The 20,516-nt window shown below is 66.0% G+C and carries 21 protein-coding genes; 3 read left to right on the top strand and 18 right to left on the bottom strand.

Annotation, left to right across the window (positions count from 1 at the left end):
- Positions 1–401 precede the first annotated feature (401 nt).
- From AC3A6R_RS26760 to AC3A6R_RS26770, 3 genes are all read right to left on the bottom strand, one after another.
- Positions 402–2,174, bottom strand: a complete 1,773-nt coding sequence (locus tag AC3A6R_RS26760; RefSeq protein WP_487866126.1) for an EAL domain-containing protein — start codon at positions 2,172–2,174, stop codon at positions 402–404.
- A 284-nt stretch (positions 2,175–2,458) separates the two neighbouring features.
- Positions 2,459–2,653, bottom strand: coding sequence for a hypothetical protein (locus AC3A6R_RS26765; protein WP_487866127.1), 195 nt, complete (start codon positions 2,651–2,653; stop codon positions 2,459–2,461).
- 46 nt (positions 2,654–2,699) lie between these two features.
- The gene (locus AC3A6R_RS26770) at positions 2,700–4,244 is read right to left on the bottom strand and encodes a Fic family protein (RefSeq protein ID WP_487866128.1); all 1,545 of its coding nucleotides are present in this window, start codon (positions 4,242–4,244) and stop codon (positions 2,700–2,702) included.
- 424 nt (positions 4,245–4,668) lie between these two features.
- On the opposite strand from AC3A6R_RS26770, the gene AC3A6R_RS26775 reads away from it, so the two are divergent.
- Positions 4,669–4,905 (top strand): Arm DNA-binding domain-containing protein, encoded by a 237-nt coding sequence (locus tag AC3A6R_RS26775; protein ID WP_487866129.1) that lies wholly within the window; start codon positions 4,669–4,671, stop codon positions 4,903–4,905.
- 119 nt (positions 4,906–5,024) lie between these two features.
- On the opposite strand, the gene AC3A6R_RS26780 is transcribed toward AC3A6R_RS26775, so the two are convergent.
- The 11 genes from AC3A6R_RS26780 to AC3A6R_RS26830 all read right to left on the bottom strand — a co-directional run bounded on the left by AC3A6R_RS26780 (position 5,025) and on the right by AC3A6R_RS26830 (position 15,011).
- Positions 5,025–6,389: an ABC transporter permease gene (locus AC3A6R_RS26780; protein WP_487861900.1), complete on the bottom strand. Its 1,365-nt coding sequence runs from the start codon at positions 6,387–6,389 to the stop codon at positions 5,025–5,027.
- A complete protein-coding gene (locus AC3A6R_RS26785; protein ID WP_487861901.1) occupies positions 6,386–7,813 on the bottom strand; it encodes an ABC transporter permease in 1,428 nt (475 codons plus the stop codon). The genes AC3A6R_RS26780 and AC3A6R_RS26785 overlap by 4 nt, the downstream gene beginning before the upstream one ends.
- On the bottom strand, positions 7,810–8,568 hold the full coding sequence (locus AC3A6R_RS26790) for an ABC transporter ATP-binding protein (RefSeq protein WP_487861902.1): 759 nt from the start codon (positions 8,566–8,568) through the stop codon (positions 7,810–7,812). The genes AC3A6R_RS26785 and AC3A6R_RS26790 overlap by 4 nt, the downstream gene beginning before the upstream one ends.
- A 17-nt stretch (positions 8,569–8,585) precedes the next feature.
- Positions 8,586–10,736: a TonB-dependent siderophore receptor gene (locus AC3A6R_RS26795; RefSeq protein WP_487866130.1), complete on the bottom strand. Its 2,151-nt coding sequence runs from the start codon at positions 10,734–10,736 to the stop codon at positions 8,586–8,588.
- A gap of 140 nt (positions 10,737–10,876) precedes the next feature.
- Positions 10,877–11,239 (bottom strand): hypothetical protein, encoded by a 363-nt coding sequence (locus tag AC3A6R_RS26800; RefSeq protein WP_487861904.1) that lies wholly within the window; start codon positions 11,237–11,239, stop codon positions 10,877–10,879.
- Positions 11,240–11,603: 364 nt separating this feature from the next.
- Entirely contained in the window at positions 11,604–12,212 is a 609-nt protein-coding gene (locus AC3A6R_RS26805) for a hypothetical protein (protein WP_487866131.1), read from the bottom strand.
- Positions 12,209–12,565 carry a hypothetical protein gene (locus AC3A6R_RS26810; protein WP_487866132.1) on the bottom strand — a complete coding sequence of 119 codons (357 nt, stop codon included), beginning with the start codon at positions 12,563–12,565 and terminating at the stop codon, positions 12,209–12,211. The genes AC3A6R_RS26805 and AC3A6R_RS26810 overlap by 4 nt, the downstream gene beginning before the upstream one ends.
- Before the next feature lie 254 nt (positions 12,566–12,819).
- Positions 12,820–13,098 (bottom strand): FAD-dependent monooxygenase, encoded by a 279-nt coding sequence (locus tag AC3A6R_RS26815; RefSeq protein WP_487866133.1) that lies wholly within the window; start codon positions 13,096–13,098, stop codon positions 12,820–12,822.
- A gap of 174 nt (positions 13,099–13,272) precedes the next feature.
- Positions 13,273–13,731 (bottom strand): MerR family transcriptional regulator, encoded by a 459-nt coding sequence (locus tag AC3A6R_RS26820; RefSeq protein WP_487866134.1) that lies wholly within the window; start codon positions 13,729–13,731, stop codon positions 13,273–13,275.
- A complete protein-coding gene (locus AC3A6R_RS26825) occupies positions 13,728–14,138 on the bottom strand; it encodes a nuclear transport factor 2 family protein (protein ID WP_487866135.1) in 411 nt (136 codons plus the stop codon). The genes AC3A6R_RS26820 and AC3A6R_RS26825 overlap by 4 nt, the downstream gene beginning before the upstream one ends.
- Before the next feature lie 117 nt (positions 14,139–14,255).
- On the bottom strand, positions 14,256–15,011 hold the full coding sequence (locus tag AC3A6R_RS26830) for a TetR/AcrR family transcriptional regulator (protein WP_487866136.1): 756 nt from the start codon (positions 15,009–15,011) through the stop codon (positions 14,256–14,258).
- Positions 15,012–15,090: 79 nt separating this feature from the next.
- Between AC3A6R_RS26830 and AC3A6R_RS26835 the strand changes: the two genes are divergently transcribed.
- Positions 15,091–15,720: a DUF5701 family protein gene (locus AC3A6R_RS26835; RefSeq protein ID WP_487866137.1), complete on the top strand. Its 630-nt coding sequence runs from the start codon at positions 15,091–15,093 to the stop codon at positions 15,718–15,720.
- Positions 15,721–15,735: 15 nt separating this feature from the next.
- Here the strand turns inward: AC3A6R_RS26835 and AC3A6R_RS26840 are convergent, their stop codons facing one another.
- Positions 15,736–16,380 (bottom strand): DUF1697 domain-containing protein, encoded by a 645-nt coding sequence (locus AC3A6R_RS26840; RefSeq protein WP_487866138.1) that lies wholly within the window; start codon positions 16,378–16,380, stop codon positions 15,736–15,738.
- A 162-nt stretch (positions 16,381–16,542) separates the two neighbouring features.
- Entirely contained in the window at positions 16,543–17,052 is a 510-nt protein-coding gene (locus tag AC3A6R_RS26845) for a GNAT family N-acetyltransferase (protein WP_487861913.1), read from the bottom strand.
- A gap of 266 nt (positions 17,053–17,318) precedes the next feature.
- Between AC3A6R_RS26845 and AC3A6R_RS26850 the strand changes: the two genes are divergently transcribed.
- The gene (locus AC3A6R_RS26850) at positions 17,319–17,879 is read left to right on the top strand and encodes a DUF421 domain-containing protein (protein ID WP_487866139.1); all 561 of its coding nucleotides are present in this window, start codon (positions 17,319–17,321) and stop codon (positions 17,877–17,879) included.
- A 385-nt stretch (positions 17,880–18,264) separates the two neighbouring features.
- Here AC3A6R_RS26850 and AC3A6R_RS26855 read toward each other — a convergent pair whose 3' ends face one another.
- The gene (locus tag AC3A6R_RS26855) at positions 18,265–19,620 is read right to left on the bottom strand and encodes an ATP-binding protein (RefSeq protein WP_487866140.1); all 1,356 of its coding nucleotides are present in this window, start codon (positions 19,618–19,620) and stop codon (positions 18,265–18,267) included.
- The gene (locus AC3A6R_RS26860) at positions 19,589–20,281 is read right to left on the bottom strand and encodes a response regulator transcription factor (protein WP_487866141.1); all 693 of its coding nucleotides are present in this window, start codon (positions 20,279–20,281) and stop codon (positions 19,589–19,591) included. The genes AC3A6R_RS26855 and AC3A6R_RS26860 overlap by 32 nt, the downstream gene beginning before the upstream one ends.
- Positions 20,282–20,516 lie beyond the last annotated feature (235 nt).

Here is a 20,516-nt window from a genome sequence, read left to right on the forward strand (position 1 = left end):
CATGCCAGGAAGCCTAACGGTGGCCAAGGCGTCTTCCCGGGAAAACGCTCAGCACCCTCTTCGAAAGGCGGGATTTTGCCGTCCGCACGGAGGCCGTCGAGGAGCTAACGAGTGCTACGCATCTCTTGGTTCATACGCTGCACTTCACTTGCAAGCTTCATGACTTTTAGCCGTGCCGTGCGGTCCCCACTTTGCAACAGGAGGAACTGCTTCGTGTAGGCGTCCGTCAGACGGGTCCACGCGTCGAATGATGGGGGCAACGGAACAGCGGAATGCTTCAAGATGGTCGTCGGGATAAGTTGCAATCGATGGAGCTACCGGGCGCATTTTCAAGACAGTGTATGAAGGGCATATGACCTGCGTAACGCGGTCAGGACTCGGCGACTCTTCGCGCATGCTCGCTAGTCACGTGCAAGTCGAACAGCTATGCCTCTCGGTGCAAGCTTCGCGTCGTGTTTGGCCTTTGCAGCTTGAACGGCAACCTCCTCCGCACCGCGATAGCTACGGGGATCTGCAACGACGGCTCCAATTGAGATGCTTGTGCAGGGAAAGAAGCGCTGCACACCGTGTCGGTCCTGCGCCTCGAAGCCGCCGGCTGTACGCGCGTCCTCATCAAGTAGCGCGCGCGCCTCTCCGCGAAACTTCTCGATGATGCTTCGGCATCGAGCTTCCCAATCGGCACTCTGGAAAATGATCATGAAGTCGTCGCCCCCCAGATGGCCCACGAAATCGCGTTGCGGGTCGCACAGCGACAAGATCAGTCTCGCGGTCAGCCGGATCATCTCGTCGCCGCGGGAAAACCCATATCGATCGTTGAAGGGCTTGAAGTTGTCCAGATCTGCATGGCAGGCGACGAACGCCACGCCGCTCGCCAGCAGCCGCTCGATGTGCAAGCTGACCGGGATGTTGCCCGGCAGGAAGGTCAAGGGATTTGCATGCCGCGCAGCTTCGAGCCGGGTTTCAGTGACCACGCGCACGAGCTGGTCGCCCGTACCAAGGCCGACGTAACGCCCGTTTTCCGTGACGACGAAACCTTCGCTGAGATAGCGCTGGTCATTCGAGGTCAACACCCCCGCCAGCACCGCGATGTCCGCGTCGCGCTCGATCACGCATGGCGTTGCGTTTGCAACAACGATGCAGGGCCTTCGACCATGGACTTCGCGGAAGTAGAGCCGAGCGTACTGGTTCATGAACTGCTGACGCGGGATCATGGCAATGGGCTCTTCCCGGTCGAAGACCGCAAGCGCGTGCAGTTCGGGACGCGCCTGGAAGATGACGGCCACTTGGTCGTTGGTCGTATCCGGCGAGAGGACAGGCGCCTCGATCACGACGAAGCTTTGCAAAGCGGCCGGGCGACGCATCAGACTGGCGTCCACGGGTAGATTCGGCATGTCGCTTCTGTGGGAACCGCGCTGTCTTACGGTTTTCCCCTGGGCCATCTGCGGAGCAACATGGCCACCCTGTCCGAATGAAATGCCCAGATTCATGACCATCTGCAGATCCGCGTCTGCATCGATTCCATCGGCGATGAGCTCCGTGCCGAATTCCTCGGCCACGCCACAGAGGCTGCGCACAATGGCCTGCTTCCGCGGTTCGGTGGCCATACCGGCGATCCAGCGCCGGCCGATACGTACATATTCGGGCTCGAGTTCGCTCCACGAGCGAAAACTGGCGTGACCGGCGTCGTCGTCGCCCAGCGCGAGACGTGCACCCCCCGCCCTCAGGGTCTTGACCGCATCTTTCAACACGGACGCATCCCAGAGTCGACCTGGGCCGGTGATCTCGATCAGCAGTTTGTCGCCCGGCACGCCGTGGCTTTCCAGCACCTGGTAGAGCCAGCCATGGGCGCCTTTGCGCATCGAATCGACCAGCGTGTCGGCGCTCATGTTGATAAGCATGCGACGTTTGTCGGGCAGCTTCCGCCAGTGGGCCAGGATGAGTTGCGTGGAACGTCGGTCGAGGTGGGGCAGCAAGGCTGCCTGGCTCCCGACCCCTGGAGCGGCAACGGGGTTGAGGCAGTCTGTCGGGACTTCCTGAAGCGATGCCTCATGCGCGAAAAGAGATCCGTCACGCAAATCCACGACCGATCGAAGCGGCACGTCGGCGGGCTCGTGGTCAGAGAAGCCGTCCGCTGAGCGAAGAGCTTGGGAAGCGAGTGCTGGAATCTGATTCATGACGCGCGCTTGAAAACGCAAGTACACATCCACGGATAGTAGGAGGCGCGCGTGTCAGGCGGGATACAGAATCTAGCTATTCGAGGAAATCCGCACAGGAGCCTTGGAATTCTTCGGGCGAAGATGCTGCGACAGTTTGCAAGTCGCCGAACAGGAATTTGCTAACCTGAGGCCTTGAGCCTTCGCAGCGAAGGCACTGCCTCTTAGAGGAACGGGGTCTTGCGGTCGGCCCGCCAGGCTGACGCGGACTGAGCCAAAACTCCTCGTCCACCGACGCCTCATCCTCACCTGCATCCGTTCGTCGGGCCGACCCAGCGGGTCCTTGCAGGGCCATCCAGATCCAGGCCCTTGACCACCTCGTCGCCGAGAAGCTCGCGCACAGTGCCGTAGAGCTGCGTCTTGGTGTGCACGGCCAGACCCATGATGTCGGGGCCGCGGGACTGCATCGGTTCGCAGTTCAGGCGGAAAGCCTCGCGCAATGCGTCCGCAGCTGGACCACTGATCGCCTGTGGTGGCGCGCCATGGTCATGGCGCCCCTTCCGCGGGTGCGCCCTGGAAGACGGACTCCAATGCGGCAACGAGTTCGGCTGCGGTGGCGTCGTCCGCCAGCGCGGGAAACTCTTTCGCCAACTTGTTCGACACCTTGCCGCCGTTGTCGCGCACCGAGCGGATGATGCGGTCGATGTCGGTGTCCGGTCCTTCGATCACCTGCTTCACGCGCTCGCGCGCCAGCCGAAGGCTGCGCAGGTAGCCGGCTTCCTTGCGCATCTCCTGTTCGATGGTCACGCGCACGATGTCAGCGATGTACTCGACGTGGTCCGTCAGGTCGGGATACCGCCACGCGTTCAACGCGTCCGCGTAGCCGTCGAACTGCAGGTTGTAGCGCACGCCGTCCTCGGCTAACTGCTCCGGTCCGAAGCGCCACGCGTCGGTGTAGCGGCGCATGAGGGGCAGCGAGAACAGCTCAAGCACCTGGTCATAGCCGCGGCGTTTGATCACCGAACTGGTGATGGTCGCCGACACGGGCAGGATGAAGGGCTCGGGCACGGCGTCATCCCGCCGCAGCACGTCGTTGACCAGGAAGCGCGAGATGCGGCCGTTGCCGTCGGACATCGGATGGATGTAGACGAAGCCGAACGACAGCACGGCGGCGCGGACCAGGGCGGAGCCGCCCGCGGTCCGCTCGGCGAAGTCGCGCAATCCGGAAAGCAACTGCGGCGCATCGTCCCAGTGGGGGGCGATGTAGTGGACGACCTCGTGGAAGCCGTCCATTTCGCCGACGAACACCGGCGAGCGCCTCACACCGTAGCGTGTGGCGCGCGGCCCAGGATCTCGGCCTGCAACTCTCCCAACGACGCTTCCGACAAGGGATCCTGGTGCCGGCCGCACCAGCGCTCCATCGCGGCGGCGAAGCGCCGCACCCGGTCGACGTGCTGCTCCTCGTGCTCGATCGCGAAGGTGGCACGGCTTTCCTTGATGGTGCCAGACGGCGCTGCGCTGCAGGATGTCTGCGCCGAATTCCGCCTCGAGGGCAGCCAGATGTTCCGCACACGCGTAAAGCTCGGCCTGCCGGACCGCGGGCGTGCGCAGCACCATTGGGCAGAAGTCGCGCGAGCCGGGCAGGTTGTCGCGCACCCGCCACCGCTGGTTGTTGGTCGATTGGGAGGACGTCAGATAGGTCTCTTCATCGAGCGCGGTCACATAGTTGCCGGCCGCAACGCCCGGAAAATCGAGCACCCGCCCCGTGAGGTACTCGTAGAAGAAGCCGGCACGACGGGCATATTGTCCCGTGGGTTCCGCGGCGACCCAGGCCTCCATTTCGGCGGCAGGCGCAGCACCGAACAGCCGCGCGAGGAACTCCAGGTGAACGCCCTCATGCTTGAGAGCGAAGGTCAGGTGTCCGGACAGGGACTCGGCAGGGCGAGCGGCCGGGGGATACTGCTCATGGACGTACCCGTTCTCGCGCACGGTCGCGCGCGATTTGCCGACGGCACTGTCCGTGCGAAACGCCTGGACCGCAGCGACGCCGTACCGTTCGGCCAGCCAGCGATAACCGATCCAGTCGGGCATTTTGGAACTGGGAAAGGCCCCAGAAACGATTAGATGCCTGCGATATCGATTAGATTTGGCGGCCTCGTCAAGATTTCGATTACAGAAGCGGGTCAGGGGTTCTTCTCGCACCGTGGCTCACGACAGCTGCAGCTGGCCGGGATCGGGAGCGACTCGGCTCCCTCGGCTTTCGGGCATGCGACAGCACCTCTATGCTGTACAAGAACGGCAGATTCTCACAACGGACCATGGACATCGGCCATGCCGTGCGAGCCCGGCCTTTTGACGAGGGCGCCATTCGCCACGCTCCCCCTGCATAGCGACAGAAGATCGCCAAATTCGGCAAATAACTTGTTCCAGCGCGGGCGCCCGCACTGATTTACGAGATCAGCCTGGAATCGCCGATCCCGTTCTGGGCCTTGGGGTGGGACCGTGCTGATTGCTGATGTTCCGTTACCCACAAGCCGCATGTTGCAACATAGGAGCGACATGCCCTTTCAAACGAATTGGAAAACTGACGGCGCTCAAGATCATCGCGCCCGCCGCCCGGCAGACCCGCGATGGCTGTGGGCTGTACCTGCAGATCACAACGTCAGGCAACAAGAGCTGGCTATTTCGGTATGAGCGCCTGCGACGGGGAACACCAGATGGGACTGTCCTCTTCATGCCGCCAGCCTGGTGAGGCCAGGCATGCAGCCCGACAAGCCAGAAGATGCCTGTTCCAGAACGTCGACCCATTGGCACGCAAGCGCTTTGAAGCGCGCGACGGTTGCTTGCGGATGAGGAATGGTGTGCTACTCCCTAGTCATTCGCCGGGCGCACCCGGCCAGCGGCGGCGATGCCGAGTGCCAACACTGCTGTGCCTACCAGCAGCAGTCCCAGCATTTGGCCGATGGGCGTCTGCGCTGGATCGGGCGTGGGGTTGAAGCGCGGCTGTGCGGCGAAGTCCTGTGGCCCGAAGCGCAGGTCGTTGAACAGGTAGGGGTAGTAGAAGCTGCGCAGCCGCTTGTGGAAGTCGGTGATGCGCGCCTGGTAGGCGAGCTGCGCCTGGAGATCGGTGTCGGCCTGGCGGTGCAGCGCGGCCTGCACCGCGACGCCGGGCAGCAGCCATCCGAGCCGCGCGGTCCAGCGCTGGCGCGAGAGCAGGCTGTCGCGGTAGGCCGCCACCTGCGAGGCGACGCTCTCGTCGCCGAGCTGCTGGAAGGCGTAGTACCACTTCCAGTGGAAGCCCGCGGGCAGCGGCGCCGTGTCTCGCCACTGCGGGTGGGTACGGAAGAACTTCTCCATCGTGGCTTCTCGCGGCAGGTCCCATGCGCCGTGCACGGTCTGGCGCTGCGCCAGCATCAGCGCCACGCCCTGGTGCACGGGTACGGCGCGTGCGAGCACGGCATTGGCCAGCGTCGGCAGGATCAGCGTCAACACGGCCCAGCAGCCCATGAGGGCCATCGCGTTGGCGGCGGAACTGCCCCTTCGCATGGCGATGACCAGCGCGATTCCGGTCCAGACCGCGAGGTAGGTGGCCGTGACCAGCAGCACGGTGCCGATGGCTGCCGCGGGGTTATCGCTCGCCAGCCCGCCGGCCAGCACCGGCAGGACGAGGCAGCCGAAGACCAGCGTTGCGCGCAGGCCCGCACGGCGCAGCCAGAGGCGCCGGCCCGCGCCGGGCATGGCCAGCAGCGTGCCGAGCCGGCCCGAGCGGCGTTCGCCCGACACGAGGTCGTAGAGCAGCGCGATGACGAAGAGCGGTGCGAGGTAGACCAGCACGAACGCGAAATCGAAGCGTCCGGCCAGCGCGAGCTCGGGGTTGAAGGTTTCGCCCTCGTGCAGCTGCGCCTGCAGCGCGAGCGCGCGCACGCGCAGCACGTAGGGCGCGGCATCGCGCAGGCCGAGCGCGAGGAAGGCCGTGGGCGACGGATCGTCCCAGGTGCCGTGGAAGGTGTAGTAGGCGGCGGATCCGGGGTCGCCGCCGTCGACGTACTTGCGCGCCTGCGTGGCGAGTTCCTGTTGCTGCAGCGCTGCCAGGCGTTCGATGGTCTGGCGCTGGCGCTCGACCTCGCGCAGGCCCGAAAGCACTGCGAGGGATGACAGCAGTGCCAGCAGCGCCAGCGCGGCGACCGCGAGCCTCGAGCGCAGCAGGAGGCGCAGTTCGTGGGCGAGCCAGCTCATCGCACGGCCCTCCCCAGGCGGCGCGTCGCCACCACCAGCAAGCCGGCGAGCACGCCGAGCCACAGCAGCAGCACGCCCGCGGCGGGCGCGGCCCGGTGCAGCGCCTCGCCCGGTCGTGCGGGCTCGTAGCGGAAGTCGGCCACGCCGTGCCAGTGCGCATGGCTGATGCGGCTGTCGCGGCTCGAGCGGTCGCCCGCGAGGCTGAGCTTCTCGGCCTGCACCCGGTTGAGCGCCTGCACCATGCGATAGCGATGGTGCTCGGCCTGCTCGACGAAGCGGCGGTGGTTGTGCAGGTCGGTGCCCGCGGCGGCCATCGACAGGCGGCGCAGCGCGATCACTGGGCTGAGCAGCGCGAAGGTATCGACGCGGCGCAGCTGCGCGGCTTGGCGGTCGAAGTTCGTGTCGGCATAGCGGTCGAAGAGGGCGCTGGTGAGGCGTTCGCCCTCCATGCCGAGCAGGCCCTTGTAGTTGACCGGAAGATCCTCGATGCGCGTGACGCCGTACTGCGCGAGCACCTTCTGCCTGAAGCCGGCGAAGTAAGGATCGTCGGGATTGTGGCTGTCGCCGAGCGCGGCGAGGTCGCGCGCCACGGCGATGTCGGTTTCGAAGCGCGTGGGCAGGGCCAGCGCGGAGGCCGCGAGTTCGGGTGCGAGCCGGGGCACGAGCACCACGCTCACCGCCCAGAGCGCGAGCAGCGCCACCAGTGCGTCGCGGCCGCGCGCAAAGCATGCCGACAGGCCGACGATGCCGGCCACCCAGATCAGCAGCCAGACCGCGTAGCCCGCCGCCAGCATGAGGGCGAGACTCGCGGGCGCTGGCGTGGCGGCGCCGATCCACAGCAGCGCGAGCAGCGCGGGCAGCAGCGCCGCGGCCGCCACGCCGCCCAGCGCGAGCAGCTTGCCTGCGACGATCTGCCGCGGCCGCACGCCCTGCGCGAGCAGCACGCGCAAGGTGCCCGATTCGCGCTCGCGCGCGAGCGCCGCATGGCCCACGAAGATGAGCAGCAGCGGCGCGAGCACCTGCAGCACGAAGGCCGGGGTGAGCTGGCCGAAGCGCAGCAGGAGCGACGACTGCCGCACGTCGCCGAAGTTGGCGCTGTTCTGCCGGTGCCCTTCGAGAAAGAGCGTGTGGCCCGTGTACGCGTCGACGCCGGGGTCGAAGGCGGCGAGCGCCTTGAGCGGCCGGAACACGAAGTGGCCGTAGTGCACCATGCGGTGCGGGTGCCGGTCGGGCTGGGCCTCGAACTCATGGTCGACCTGCGCCTGGTGGCGCGTGCGCTCGGCGTCCGTCGCGCGGCGTTGCTCCCAGGAAGTGAAGGCGGCGACGGCGGTCAAGAGCAGCAGCAGCGCGAGCCCGAGCACCGCGACGCGGTCGCGTCGCAGCAGGCGCCATTCCTCGCGCGCGATGTGCAGTGCCGCGCTCACCGTTGCGCCTCCTGGCCCGCGTAGCGCCGGTGCAGTGCACGCACGTCGAAGCGTTCGGCGCCCGAGGCGGCGACTTCCTCGATCAACCGCCCGCGTTCGATGAAGCCGATGCGGTCGGCCACGTCGGCCGCGCCGAGCAGGTCGTGCGTCACCATGAGCACGGCCACGCCCTGGGCGCGCAGCAGCCCGAGCAGGCGGCTGAACTCGGTGGTGGCTTGCGGGTCGAGTCCCGAGGTGGGTTCGTCGAGCAGCAGTGCCGGCACCTGGCGTGCGAGCGCGAGCGCGATCGAGACCTTCTGGCGCATGCCTTTCGAGAACCCCGACACGCGCCGCCCGTGCGCGGCGGCATCCAGCCCTGCCGTGGCCAGTGCCGCGTCGATGTCCTGCGCGCTGGCGGGCTGGCCCGCGAGGTGGAGCAGGTAGGCCACGTTCTCGCGCGCGCTCAGGTGCTCGTAGAGCGCGACGTTCTCGGGGATGTAGGCGAGCTGGCGCCGTGCGCCCGTCGGGTCCGTCACCGGGTCGGTACCGTTCACGCGCACGTGGCCGCTCGCGGGCTGCACGAAGCCCAGGAACAGGCTCAATGTGGTGGTCTTGCCGGCGCCGTTGGCGCCCAGCAGGGCATAGATCTCGCCGGCTTCGACCGTGAGGTCCAGCCCGTGCAGGATGGTGTGGGCGCCGTAGCCGGCGACCACGGCGCTGGCTTGCAGGGCAGGGTGATGCGCTGCGCGCGGCGGTGCGGTATTGGTCCGGTTCACGGTGTTTCCTCGGTCGTTCAGAACCGGGCCTGCAGACCGACGGTGATGGTGCGTGCGGTGCCGGGCGTCACCCACACGCGGCTGTAGGAGCTCGCGTAGTAGGTCTTGTCGAAAACGTTGTCCACGTCCAGCGTCAGCCGCAGCGCGGGGCTGAAGCGCCAGTATGCGACCAGCTTGGCCGTGGTGTAGCTGGGCAAATCGAAAGCGGGCGTGCCGGCATTCGCCTCCGCCTGCGTGCGGGCCTGGCCCAGGCGCTTGCCGACATGGGTGATGCCGCCGCCGATGCCGTAGCGCTGCCCGTTGGCCAGGGCGTTCTCGTAGACCGCGAGCACGCTGCCGTTGACCTTCGGCACGTTGAGCAGGCGCCCGCCGACCTCGAGGCTGTTGTCCCTGGCGACTTCGACGTCGTTGAACACCAGGCTCGCGTTGACGCGCCAGTTCCGGGTGACCTGCCCGGCGAAGTCGAGCTCGAGCCCGCGGCTGCGGACCTCGCCCGCGGAGACCGAGTAGCCGGTGTTGACCGGGTCGGAAGTCAGCACGTTGCGCTTGCGGATGTCGAACAGCGCCGCGGTGGCGCCGATTTGCTGGTCGGCGCTTTCCCACTTGGCGCCGAGCTCCAGGGCGCGGCCGGTCTCGGGCTGGAAGCTGTTGGCCGCGAAGTCCGATCCGACGTTCGGGCGGAACGAGCGGCCCGCGTTCGCGTAGAGCGTCCATTGCGGCGTCGGCAGCCAGCTCAAGCCGATGCGCGGCGAGGTGGACGAGGGGGCCTGGCTCGCCGCGGTGTTCGTGCGGCGGTTCAGCAGCGACTGGCGGTAGTTGTCCACGCGCACGCCGGCCACGAGCCGCCATTCGGGTGCGAGCTTGATCGCATCCTGCACATAGAACGCGGTGCCGCGCTGGTGCTCGAGCGTGTCGGTGTTGGCACCCGGCACCGGCTGCACCTGGCCGTAGACCGGGTTGTAGATGTTGATGGCGTAGGGCCGCGCGGCGCTGGGGTTGGCGCGCAGCATCACCGAATCCATCGCGAAGCGGAAGCTCTCCGCGCCGAAGAGCAGCTCGTGCTCGATGTCGCCCGTGCGCACCTTGCCCTGCAGCTCCGCCTGCAGCGCGGTGTCGTGGGAGTCGAAGTCGCGAAAGCGCCGCTGGCGCGTCAGGTTGCCATTGGCCTGCAGCGCGTTGGCCTCGGTGGCGAAGCCGTTGATCGAGGTCTCGCGGTAGGAAAGGCCGATCCGGCTGCGCCAGTTGGTGCTCCATTCGTGCGACAGCACGAACTGGTGCGTGTGGTTCTCCACAGTCACGTCGCCATCGGCCGGCTCGCCGAGGAAGCGGCTGCGCGCAATGGCGCCGAGGCGGTTGTTGACCGCGACCACGCCGCGGTCCAGCGGGGTCTTGTGCCGCAGCACTTCGCCCGCGTACTCGAGCAGCGTGTCGCGGCCGAGCTTCCAAGTGAAGGCCGGCGCGATCACGTGGCGTTCGGAGCGCACGTGGTCGCGAAAGCTGCCGCGCTCTTCCACCGCGGCGTTGAGGCGGTAGGCAAAGTTCTCCCCGATGGGGCCGGTGCTGTCGAACGCGCCGCGCTTCAGGCCATGGCTGCCGCCGTAGGCTTCGACCGCGTGTGCGGCGGTCCAGAGCGGGCGCTTGGAAACGATGTTGAGCGTGCCGCCGGGCTCGCTGCTGCCGTAGAGCGCCGCGGCCGTGCCCTTGAGGAACTCGATGCGCTCGACGCCCGCGAGATCGCGCGGGGCGTTGAAGCCGCGGTTCGACGAGAAGCCGTTCAGCAGCGTGGCCATCCCGGTGCTCTCGTTGCCGGGCAGGCCGCGGATCGCGATGTTGTCCCAGAGGCCGCCGAAATTGTTCTGGCGCGAGACGCCGCCCACGTAGTCGAGCACGTCGTCGAGACGGGTGGCGCCGAGGTCGTCGATGGCCTGGCGCGTGACGATGCGCACCGATTGCGGCAGTTCGCGCAGCGGCAGCTCGGTCTTGGCGCCGGCGGCCTCCTCCGCGTGATAGGCGCCCGATTCGGTGCGGCCGATGACTTCGATGGTCGAGAGCTCGGCCGCGGCCGGCGGCTGCGTGGATTGGGCAAGGACGGGCCCGGCGAACAGCGCGGCAAGCGCGACGGCCAGGGGGAAGGGCGCACCGGGCGCGGGACGTTGGATGGAGATCATGAGCCGACTCGAGAAGGAAATGGAGAGCGCGGCAGCGAGCCGGCCAATGCCGGACGCACGCCGCCCCGGGGCACGCGGTTTCAGACCGGGCGCCACGGGAGTGCGCAGGGGCCAAGGCACCGCCGCAGCGGCGGGCTTCTTCAGGAGACGGCTTGAGGCGGGTCGCGCGAGGCGAACGGCCAGTGGCAGGGGTCGGGGACGAATGCCGCCCGTGCCTGCGGGCGCGGGAGATCGGACCGCCAGGCTACGGCACGCGTGGCGCCCGATGCCGTGGGCGTGATGCCCAGGTGCGCATAGGCAAGACACCACGCGCAGGCGCCGTGGGCCTCGCTGCCATGCTCCGCGTCAACGGCCTCGTCAGCCGCCGGATGCGCCGAAAGCACCGCTGCCGCCGTGGCGTCCTGCAGGTGCACCGTCTGGTGGGCAGGCATGCCGATGGCCGTGTTGAAGAACACGGCCAGCAGCAGCAGACGGATCAGGGCGTGGCGCAGGAGCAATGGCATGGCGAGGGCCCGGAATCATACTGTCGGATCCTGGCCCGCAATGGTTCAGAGACGGGTCAGCTCCGCTACAGCGGCGGCGAAGGCGTGCGGTGCCTCCTGCGGCAGGTTGTGCCCGCTGCCGTTTGCAGCACAATGCTCGTGTTGGCTATCCGGTGCGATGAGACCCGCGCCCCTTTGAAGCAACCAGGTAGGCGCCGATCGATCCATGCGTTTGGAACCGTCATTCCACTCAGGATGGAATTCTTCGGGTTTTGTCTCGCTTAACTTGGAACTCACCGGCTAAATTGCAGGCACTATACGAGGTTCGCGTCGGCCGTTTGCCGACAGCGAAGACCGCAAGCGGCCCGCTTCCCGCCTTCACTGGTTACCCACGGAACCTGCTCGTCCACTCCGTGCCATCGTCGATTTTTGCTGCTTCCTGGTCGACATGCCGATCCGAGCGAAAGTGCGGACGCTGCTGTTGGATGCGTCTTCGGACCTCTGCGGCTGAAGGAATCACACCCGCCTTCTCGAGTCCATCGAGGAAGGACGCCGTCGAGAGCAGATGCACATTGCCCGGGACCGCGTAGGAGTTCCCGATGAACCAATCGTCTTCGATGAGGACCAGCATCGGGTTGCCCGGATTTGACTGCCGAATCGAAATGACAAAATTCGTGATCGACAACTCGCCCAGATCCTGCGGCATCGAGACCTGCTCCCCTGCCGCCAGGCGACGCTTCAACTCGGGCAGTGCGAACTGCCCTATCGTCGTTGGGACGACATCGACACCTCCCTCGTTTTTCGCAAGAAAGCTCGCGATCGCAGCGCCGTCTGCATATTCGTCGGCACGGTGAGTCGCTTCAAAATGGACCATGTCCGTGACCACGATCCTCACGTCATGGCGCGCGAGCAAAAGGAGATCCAGTGCGCCGCCCGCAGCGAGCGAGATGAGGGGCCCGGTGTCTGGAAGGACTACCGAGATGGGGCGCCTCACGACTTGCTCCCCGCCGCCTTGAGAACTTCAGCGAGTTGAACTGCCATTGCTTCGCGCTGCACCAGCGGGACCATCGGATGGGGCAGCCCTGCCTCGTTCAGCAGCCTGATGAGCACCCCGTAGTCGTCGATTGCCAATTCCTGCATCGTGGCCAGCCTCGGCTTTCGTCCCATTGAGTAATCCACGAGAGCCTGGGCCACTCCGGAACTGCCACTCAGGGCGACGGCACCGTCAGTGGCTACCACGTGTTCCAGCGCTTGGCGAACCAGAGCGTTGACGGACGTGTTTTGCTTTGCCGCCATGACCTTGGCTGCGGTTAGAAGTGCATCGTCGAAAGAGAACGTGATGTTCATCTTACACATTATATGGTGGACACGTAAATGTGTGTAGAGATGCGGCTGCCCGTCATCGACGTTCCCGCGTTCATCTACGTGTGGGCCTCAACGGGAGGATTCATGGGCACAGCGTCCGATGAGGCCCACACGATCAGCAGCTCTTCGCCAATCACCGGTTGTGGCGACGGATTCAACCGGTCGATGGACATATGGATGCGCCCGATGTGCTTCTGCCACAGCGCCAACCCATGTTGTGCTGCGGGGGAACGTCGCTATGTCGAGGGGCTGTGACCGAACGCCGTGAGTTGCGCGGTCCGACCTTCCGAAAGGAATCGCTCGGCTATTCCCCGTTGATCGAAGATCTTGATGGTGCGAGCGTGCAGTTCGCCTGTGCGAGAACCTTCGATCTCCTGCGTCAGGCGCCGCTCCAAAACGGCCACATCGCGCCCGGCCAGCGCCAGTTCGCCAGCGAGCATCACTCCGGTCGGGCCTGCGCCCACGATCAGCACCGCGTGTTCGCCGCTTGCGATGGATTCGATCGGGGCTGTCACCCCCGGGTTCGGTGCTCGCCATCTTCTGTCATGATTTGCTTGTCCTCTCTGTTTGGCGCGGACAGCGGCCCCGTGCCGGGGCCGCCTTGGTACTGGCTCGCGACGCTCGCGAGGTACCCAGGGCGAGCCGCGTGGCCAGCAGGAGCCGAGCCGCGCCGTCGGGGTGCAAGCAGGTCAGGGTTTCGCCGGGCGACGGCGCCGCGGCGCTCCTGCCGGCGGGGTAGAAGTGCCACTGTGCGGCGCCGGCAGTGGCGGTGGCTGGCCCGTGGCCAGCCACTCGTCGTAGAAGGCGATCTTGCCGTCGATCAGTTCGAGCGACTGCCTCCACTGTGCGATGGTGGCCTCTGCCCGCGCGCGGTGCACTTCCAACAGTTCCTTCCTCTGTTGCAGGCTGCTGCGACCCTGCCGCACCAGCGCGGTGTACTCGCGCATCTGGGCGACCGACATGCCGGTGGTGCGCAGCCTGTCGATGAGTTCCAGCCAGCCCACGTGCGTCGCGTGGTAGACGCGCCGGCCGCCCGCGTCGCGCACGACCCCGGGCATGAGCCCCTGCGACTCGTACCAGCGGATCGTGTGCACGCTGCGGCCGATGCGAGTGGCCAGATCGCCGATGCCCAAGCCCCCGTCGCTCATGCGCCCTGCCTCGCGGGCGGCACCAGTACCGATTCGGCCAGCGCGGTGTCCATGTACTCGGTCAGCTCCTTGAGCTTGCCGTCTTCAAGTCGGCAGACATAGCAATACTGGTTGTGATAAGGCTGCCCAGCCTTCGTCGTCACCCTGCCTTGGCATTCGATCACCACGTGGTCGCCTTCGGCGACGAAGCGCCGGGCGGTGTTGGTGTAGCGGTCGGCGAATTGCGCCATGAGCGGCCCGAGCAGATCCTCGAGGACCGATCGCTTGCCGCGGTAGCTGCCGCGCCAGGGCCCGCCGCTTTTGAAGGTCCAGCAGAAATCCTCGGCCATCGCGTCCACCAATGGCCGGCCATTGCCGATCGAGAGTTGGGAAAAGATTTCTTGCATGAGCGCCTTGTTCGCTTGCATGGTTCAGCTCCGGTAAAAATGAGAGGAGCGGGGATTGGGCCAGCTAGAGTGCACTTTAGGTCAAGCGGCAGTTGCACCACGGCTCCTGGCTTGAAGCCCGAGGGACTTCCAACCCGGCTACTTCTGCTCAACCATGGCTCGTATGCCGGCAATCAGACGCGCCAGCCCGAAGTCGAACGAACGGCAGGGATCGGTCGTGCCGCCGTACTCTGCGCCCGCCTTCGCACCGATGCGCGTTGCCAGCGGAAAAGCGTTCGGATCGACGAGTTGCTGCAACAAGTCGGAATGCATCGCCCACCATTCCTCGTCCGACCGGCCCGTCACCTGGGCCGCAGCCCGAGCCTCAGCCACTGCGCGCGCCGCGCCTCGAACGTAGTCGGAAACTGCCGCGACCACCAGGTCCATTTCGAGGTCGGAGAGACCTGCGTTGGCGACCGCGCTCAGCTCACGCTCGTACTTCCTGATCGAGTGGGGACCGAGCGAGGCTCGGTAAGTCGAGATGTCGAGCATCCATGGATGGCGCGCGTAGAGCTCCCAGGCGTCCAATGCAACGCGCCGCAGCTGGCTTTCCCAATGGGCGTCCGGCAAGTCGATCGGCAGTTCGGCGTAGGCCTGCTCAAGGATGAGGTCGAGCAACTCGGCCTTGCCTGGCACGTAGCGGTAGAGCGACATGGCAGACACCCCGAGCTTGTCGCCGAGCGCGCGCATCGTCAACGCCTCCAGTCCGCCTCGGTCGGCAATCTCCATCGCTGCGGAGCCGATCGAGGACGGCGTGAGATTGGGCTGGCGACCGCGTTTGACGGGACGTGGCAATCCCCAGAGGAGTGCGAGCGTGGCTTGGGGGTCGCCGCGCCCCGAGAAGTCTGTTGGCAAGTTGTCTTCCTCAGAAAGACGGACGTTGAAGAACGGATCTTATAATAGCGTACAACGTACGCATAAAGGTGTGGCCTCGATGAACTTCGACGATCAGGTGGAGCGACTGGTGGCCCTGGGCTATCCGCAACTGCTCGGCTGCTCCGCCGGGCATTTGCGTGCGGGTCTGGCGCCGCTGCGTGCGCACATTCCGGCAGACTTGCCGCACACGGACATCGAGGCGGGAACGATCGGCTTCGTGGTGGTCGTGAATTGCGCGCGTGCCCCCATACAGCTGACCTTGCCGCGCGTGGTGCGAGGCGCGCAGCACGCGATCGAGCGGCTGTTTCCGCGCCGGCCGGAGTACTTCCGGCCGATCGAGGAGGTGCAGATACCCGAAGGCCATGCCTACCTCCTGCTGGACATCGACCGCGGCAACGCGTCGTTGAATGCAGTACCTCGCGAAGCGCAGCCACGTCTTGCTGCGCAGGGACGCTCGCCGCTCACCATGGAAGAAGGTGTCGCGGTTCTTTCCCAATGCCCTGAGTTTCTTCAGCCCAACCGGTGCTTCATGATGCTGGGCTCGCGCGGCGGCGACAAGCGCGTGCCGGCGCTCTGGCTCAGCGGCAAGCAACCCAAGCTGGGTTGGTGTTGGGAAGGCAACCCGCACACTTGGCTCGGATTCGCCTCATGCAGCGCTCGATCGCGCGGGGTGATGATCTGGACGTGAGCTCTATCGAGGCGCTCACGCCACCAGCAGCTTCTCGATCGTACGAAGGTTGCGTGTCGTGGTGCTCGACTTGTAGCGTGTCTTGGCGAGCAGCTTTGCAACCGGTGTGTCGGTGCTCTCGCCGCGCGGTGCCTGCCAGTAGAGGACGCCCTTGCCGCGCTCCAACCGCTCGGTCGCAGGATCGACCCGGCCCGCCTTCTCCATCACATCGTCGAGCATGGCTGGATCCGAGCCGAACACCATGTAGGGATGGCGCTCATCGTCGATGCGTTCGAAAGGGTAAGCGGCCGCCATGTCGGCCATCGTGTCTTGCCGGAGCAGGACGATCCAGGCGTCGTAGCCGAAGCGTTCGCGCAGGCCGCATTCGATGCGCAGTCGCAAGGCGTCAGCATCACGCTCGCAGGTGTCGAAAAGCACGTTGCCGCTGGCGAGCACCGTGCGCACCGCATCGAGGCCCATGCCGACAAACAGTGCCTTGAGCTCGGCGCTGCGGATCGTGATGCCGTTGACATTGACGCCCCGGAGCAGTGCGACACAGCGAAATTCCTCTGTCTTGGCAGGCCTCATGGTCTTCCCGGCCTGCGGGGCAGAGGATTTCGCAGACGAGCCGGCCGCGGTTTTGGCTTTCGAGATGCTTGTCGTTTTCGGGCGGTCTGCCATGAATACTCCTTCCTGCAAGCCTGGTGAGGTGCGACCGTGAGCAGCTCCAGGTGGAGGGCGACGTGCGGTCTCGGGCGTCGAGCGGATGGCCACTGCGCTCGACGGCGGGTTCCTGTCGAGGCTTCACATGTGGTGCGGCCTCGACGCTACGCCCGCAGCGACTCAGGCGCCGCGTTCGCGCACCATCAGCAGCGCCGGCCCATCGGGCGTGACCACCTCGCCCAACGCGCGGAAGCCGGCCTTGGCATAACTGCGGATCGCGCGGGCGTTGCGCGGCGACGGATCGGTCTGGATCCGCGTCACGGCCGGGTCGGCGAACAACTGGTCGGTGAAGGCGCGCACCATCGCGCTGCCGAGTCCGCGATTCAGCTGATCCGCATGCGCCAGGAACTGGTCGATGCCTCGCGCGCCCGGGTCGCGCTCGTCTTCCCACCAGCCGTCGCCAGAACCCATCACCACGTACGACTGGATGAAACCCAGCGGCTGCCCATCGAGCAGTGCGATGTAGCCCCGGTGGGGCGAGTCGGACACCAGCATCGGCGTGAACTCGGCCTCGACCTCGGCGCGCGTTGGCACGGGCGTCCACCACTCGGCCACGTGCGGGCGGCACAGCCAGTCGTGGAGCATCGCGAAATCAGATGAGTGCAGGGTGCGAAACGAGATGGAACTCATGGCGGATATCGGGTGCAATGATTCTATAGAGCTGGCCCCGGAAATCTGAACATCCCGACAGGCGTGGAGACTGTGCTCCTACTGGCGAGGATCTCGCCTGTGAAGACGGGAGCAAAGAAAAGCAGAAGACCCCTCCGCACGCACTCAACGGCCTTCAAGGTCAAGGCGGCGCCGGCCCGCCGTTCGAGGCGACAAGACGAACCATACTGTCCAGATTGGGAGCGCCGGCGCGCCGGACTCCCGCCGCTCGCTGAAAGGAGATCACCATGCCGGAGTTTCTGTTCGATGGCCTGCTGCCCCTCGGCCGAACCCTTGCCCTCGGGCTCGTCGCGTACGCCTGTCTGGTGCTGCTGCTGCGCGCTTCGGGCAAGAGAACCCTCTCGAAGATGAACGCGTTCGACCTGGTCGTCACGGTCGCGCTCGGCTCCACCTTGGCAACCATATTGCTGAACAAGGACGTCAGCCTCGCTCAGGGCTTGGCGGGCCTGACGCTCTTGGTCTTCATGCAGTTCGCGGTTACCTGGCTGAGCGTGCGCATCGGGTGGGTGCGGCGCCTGGTCACGAGCGAGCCCACGCTCCTCGCTTATGAAGGGCATCTGCTTCACGACGCTTTGCGCCACACGCGCGTCACGCCCGCAGAGGTCTTTGCCGCGGTGCGCGCCGCAGGCTTCGGCCAACTTTCGGAGGTGCGTGCGGTCGTGCTGGAGACCGAGGGATCCTGCAGCGTCGTGCTGCGCCAGAGCGGGGCGGGCGCCCCGGTGCTCCAGGGAATGAACGTCGACCGGAAGGCAACCCGGACTGACGCGCGAGCGGCGAAGGCGCCGTAGCTCATCCACAGCGTCCTACGCGGAAAGAGCTGGCAGGCCAGGTCGCCAAAGGCGTACCAAGCAGCTCGTGATGGCGGCCCCTGCGTGGTGCTACGACGCTCGCCCCGCGGCTCAAGCCCGTCCGGCTCTCTCTAGACGTATCCCGGGATCGACGCTGGATCAGCGCCGGGGCCGGGGCGCCGCGCCTTCCATCGTCATGCGGATAGAACGGAGGGCTCCTGCCATCAAGTGAGCCACTGCGACTGTGCGGTTCGCGCCACCAGGGCACAGGTGGGTCAGGGTTTCGCCGCGCGAGGCGCCGCGGCGCTAGTGGCTCGGCAGGCACCGCCCAGTCCAAAGCGACGAGCCATCTTCAACTCCTGATGGGTTCTGGGCTCCTTTGCATTCAGGTCTGGGGACCGGACTGGCTACCAAATCGCATGCGCATGCGCAGGCCAGGCCGGACCAGTTCGGCGCTCAACGATCCGCCATGCGCGTGAGCGATCTGCTGGCAGATTGCGAGCCCGAGGCCGGCCCCCTCATCGCGTCGGCTCATGCCTCGCCAAAAGCGGACAAAGAGTTTCGGCAACTCTGCTTCTTCCACGCCCGGGCCCTCGTCGGCCACGCAGAGCTCAGCCGGAGACACTTCGACGCGCACCTCGCTGCCGGGCGAAGCATGCTGGATCGCGTTTTCCAGGAGGTTCTTCAGCAGCGTGAATAGTGCGCCATGATCTCCCTTCCATGGCCGCACATCCGCCGCAACCCGTGACTCGATCCGAACGCCCGCGGAGTCGGCAAGCCGCTGCATGTAGGCACAGACTTCCGCCACCAGCTCCTGCGGCTGCACGGTGCCGAAGCGGTAGTTCTGGGGTTCGCTCGCCTCGGCCAGGTGCAAAAGCTGTTGCACCTGGCGAGTCATGCGCTCGACGTCCTTGAGCAGGGAGACGCGGCCGACAAGCGTGGGCTCAGCTTCGAGCTGTCCTCGAATCAAGGTCAAGGGCGTCTTGAGTTCATGGGCGGCTGCAGCCAGAAACTCCTGCTGCACCTGAAATGCGCGCTCCAGGCGCGCCAGGGCGCCATTGAAACTGTGCACCAGCGGCCGGATCTCCGTCGGGACGCGCGTCTCGTTCAGGCGTGCGTCGAGTGCGTCGGGTGTGATGCGCGTGACCGCAGCAGACACGTCGCGCAGTGGTCGCAGCACACGCGCCAAGGTGTAGGCGGTCAATGCCGCCAGCACGATCAGCAGCACGCCGCCGGCAATCACCGCGCCGGACCCCACCAACGGCAACCACAAGTCGTTGCGCAACCGGTCGCTCAGACGCTGGCTGGCGGCGAACTGTACGAACCAACGGCGTCCCTCATTCAGAACGAGGAAAGTCCGGCCGCGCAGATTCACTCCGTCGAGGGTGACTGCGAAGGTGCCTTCATCAAGGATAGCGCTCAGAGGGCGACGGTCCGTCCCAGGCGCAAGCACCACGTTGCCCTGATCGTCCACGACCCGGTAAGTCACTTCCGTCTTGACGGTGTCGAAAATCCACGAATACTCCTCCGAATGAGCCGGGGCGATCGGCTGCCCTTGTGCGTCGAACCGCAACGACTCGATCAGGTCCGTTGCTACTGTGCCCCCGGACATCAATGGCTGACCCAGCAGCGAGACGACAAATACGGCGATCAGTCCGGTACTCAGCACGCTGCCGGCGAGGTAGGCCAGCACGACGCGAAAGGAGAGACTATCGATCCAGTTCGGTCTGGCGAAGCGCATAACCCAGCCCCCTCAAGTTCTCGATCTCGAGTCGGGAGCCGATGACCGAGAGCTTGCGGCGCAGTCGGTACATGGCCACGTCGAAAGCGTTGGCCGTGACAGGCTCGATGAAACCCCAACCCGCCGCCTCCAGTGCGCTGCGACGCACCGTCTCGCCGCCGCGCTGCACCAACAGCATGATGAGCTGAAATTCCGCCGCGGCAAGCGCCACGTGCTGGCCTCCACAGGCCATCTCGCCCGCCTCCGGAATCAGGCGAAGGTCGCCGAACGCCGTTACCGGAATCCGCCATTGGTTGGCTGGTCGCCGCAGAAGCGCCCGGACCCGCGCCACAAGCTCATCCATCGCGAAAGGTTTAGGCAGGTAGTCGTCGGCACCGGACTCCAGTCCGTCCACCCTGTCGTGCAGCGCATCGCGCGCCGTCAACACCAGGCATGGCAGTCGTGAGCCTGCTGTCCGAAGGCGTCGCAGCAGCGAGAGCCCATCACCATCGGGAAGGCCCCGATCCAGCACCAGTGCGGCGTAGTCGAACTCCCTGGTCGCGACCCAAGCGTCCTCACCGCGTTCCACGGCGTCGGCGGCAATGCCGGCCTCTTCAAGGGCATTGACCAGGAGCTTGGTCAGTCGCGGGTGATCCTCGACCAGGAGGATGCGATTCTTCATCGCGCGAACCGGGGCGCGCTGCCCAGTGAGGTACTGACTGCCATCCCGCGCAGCATATCAAGGCTGACGAGCAACCGAACGCGTGGATGAGGCGCGGGTGGTGGTGCTGCTCGCGTCCATAGGACTGGCCCGCCAACCAAAGCTATTTGCAGACCTGCGGTGTTGGCGCCGAGGTAAAACTGAGCCACCGCGCCGACTGAATCGTGAGCCAGGGGTGGAAGCCGACGCAGCAATG

It is taken from the genome of Variovorax sp. Soil_C_19, assembly GCF_057657255.1.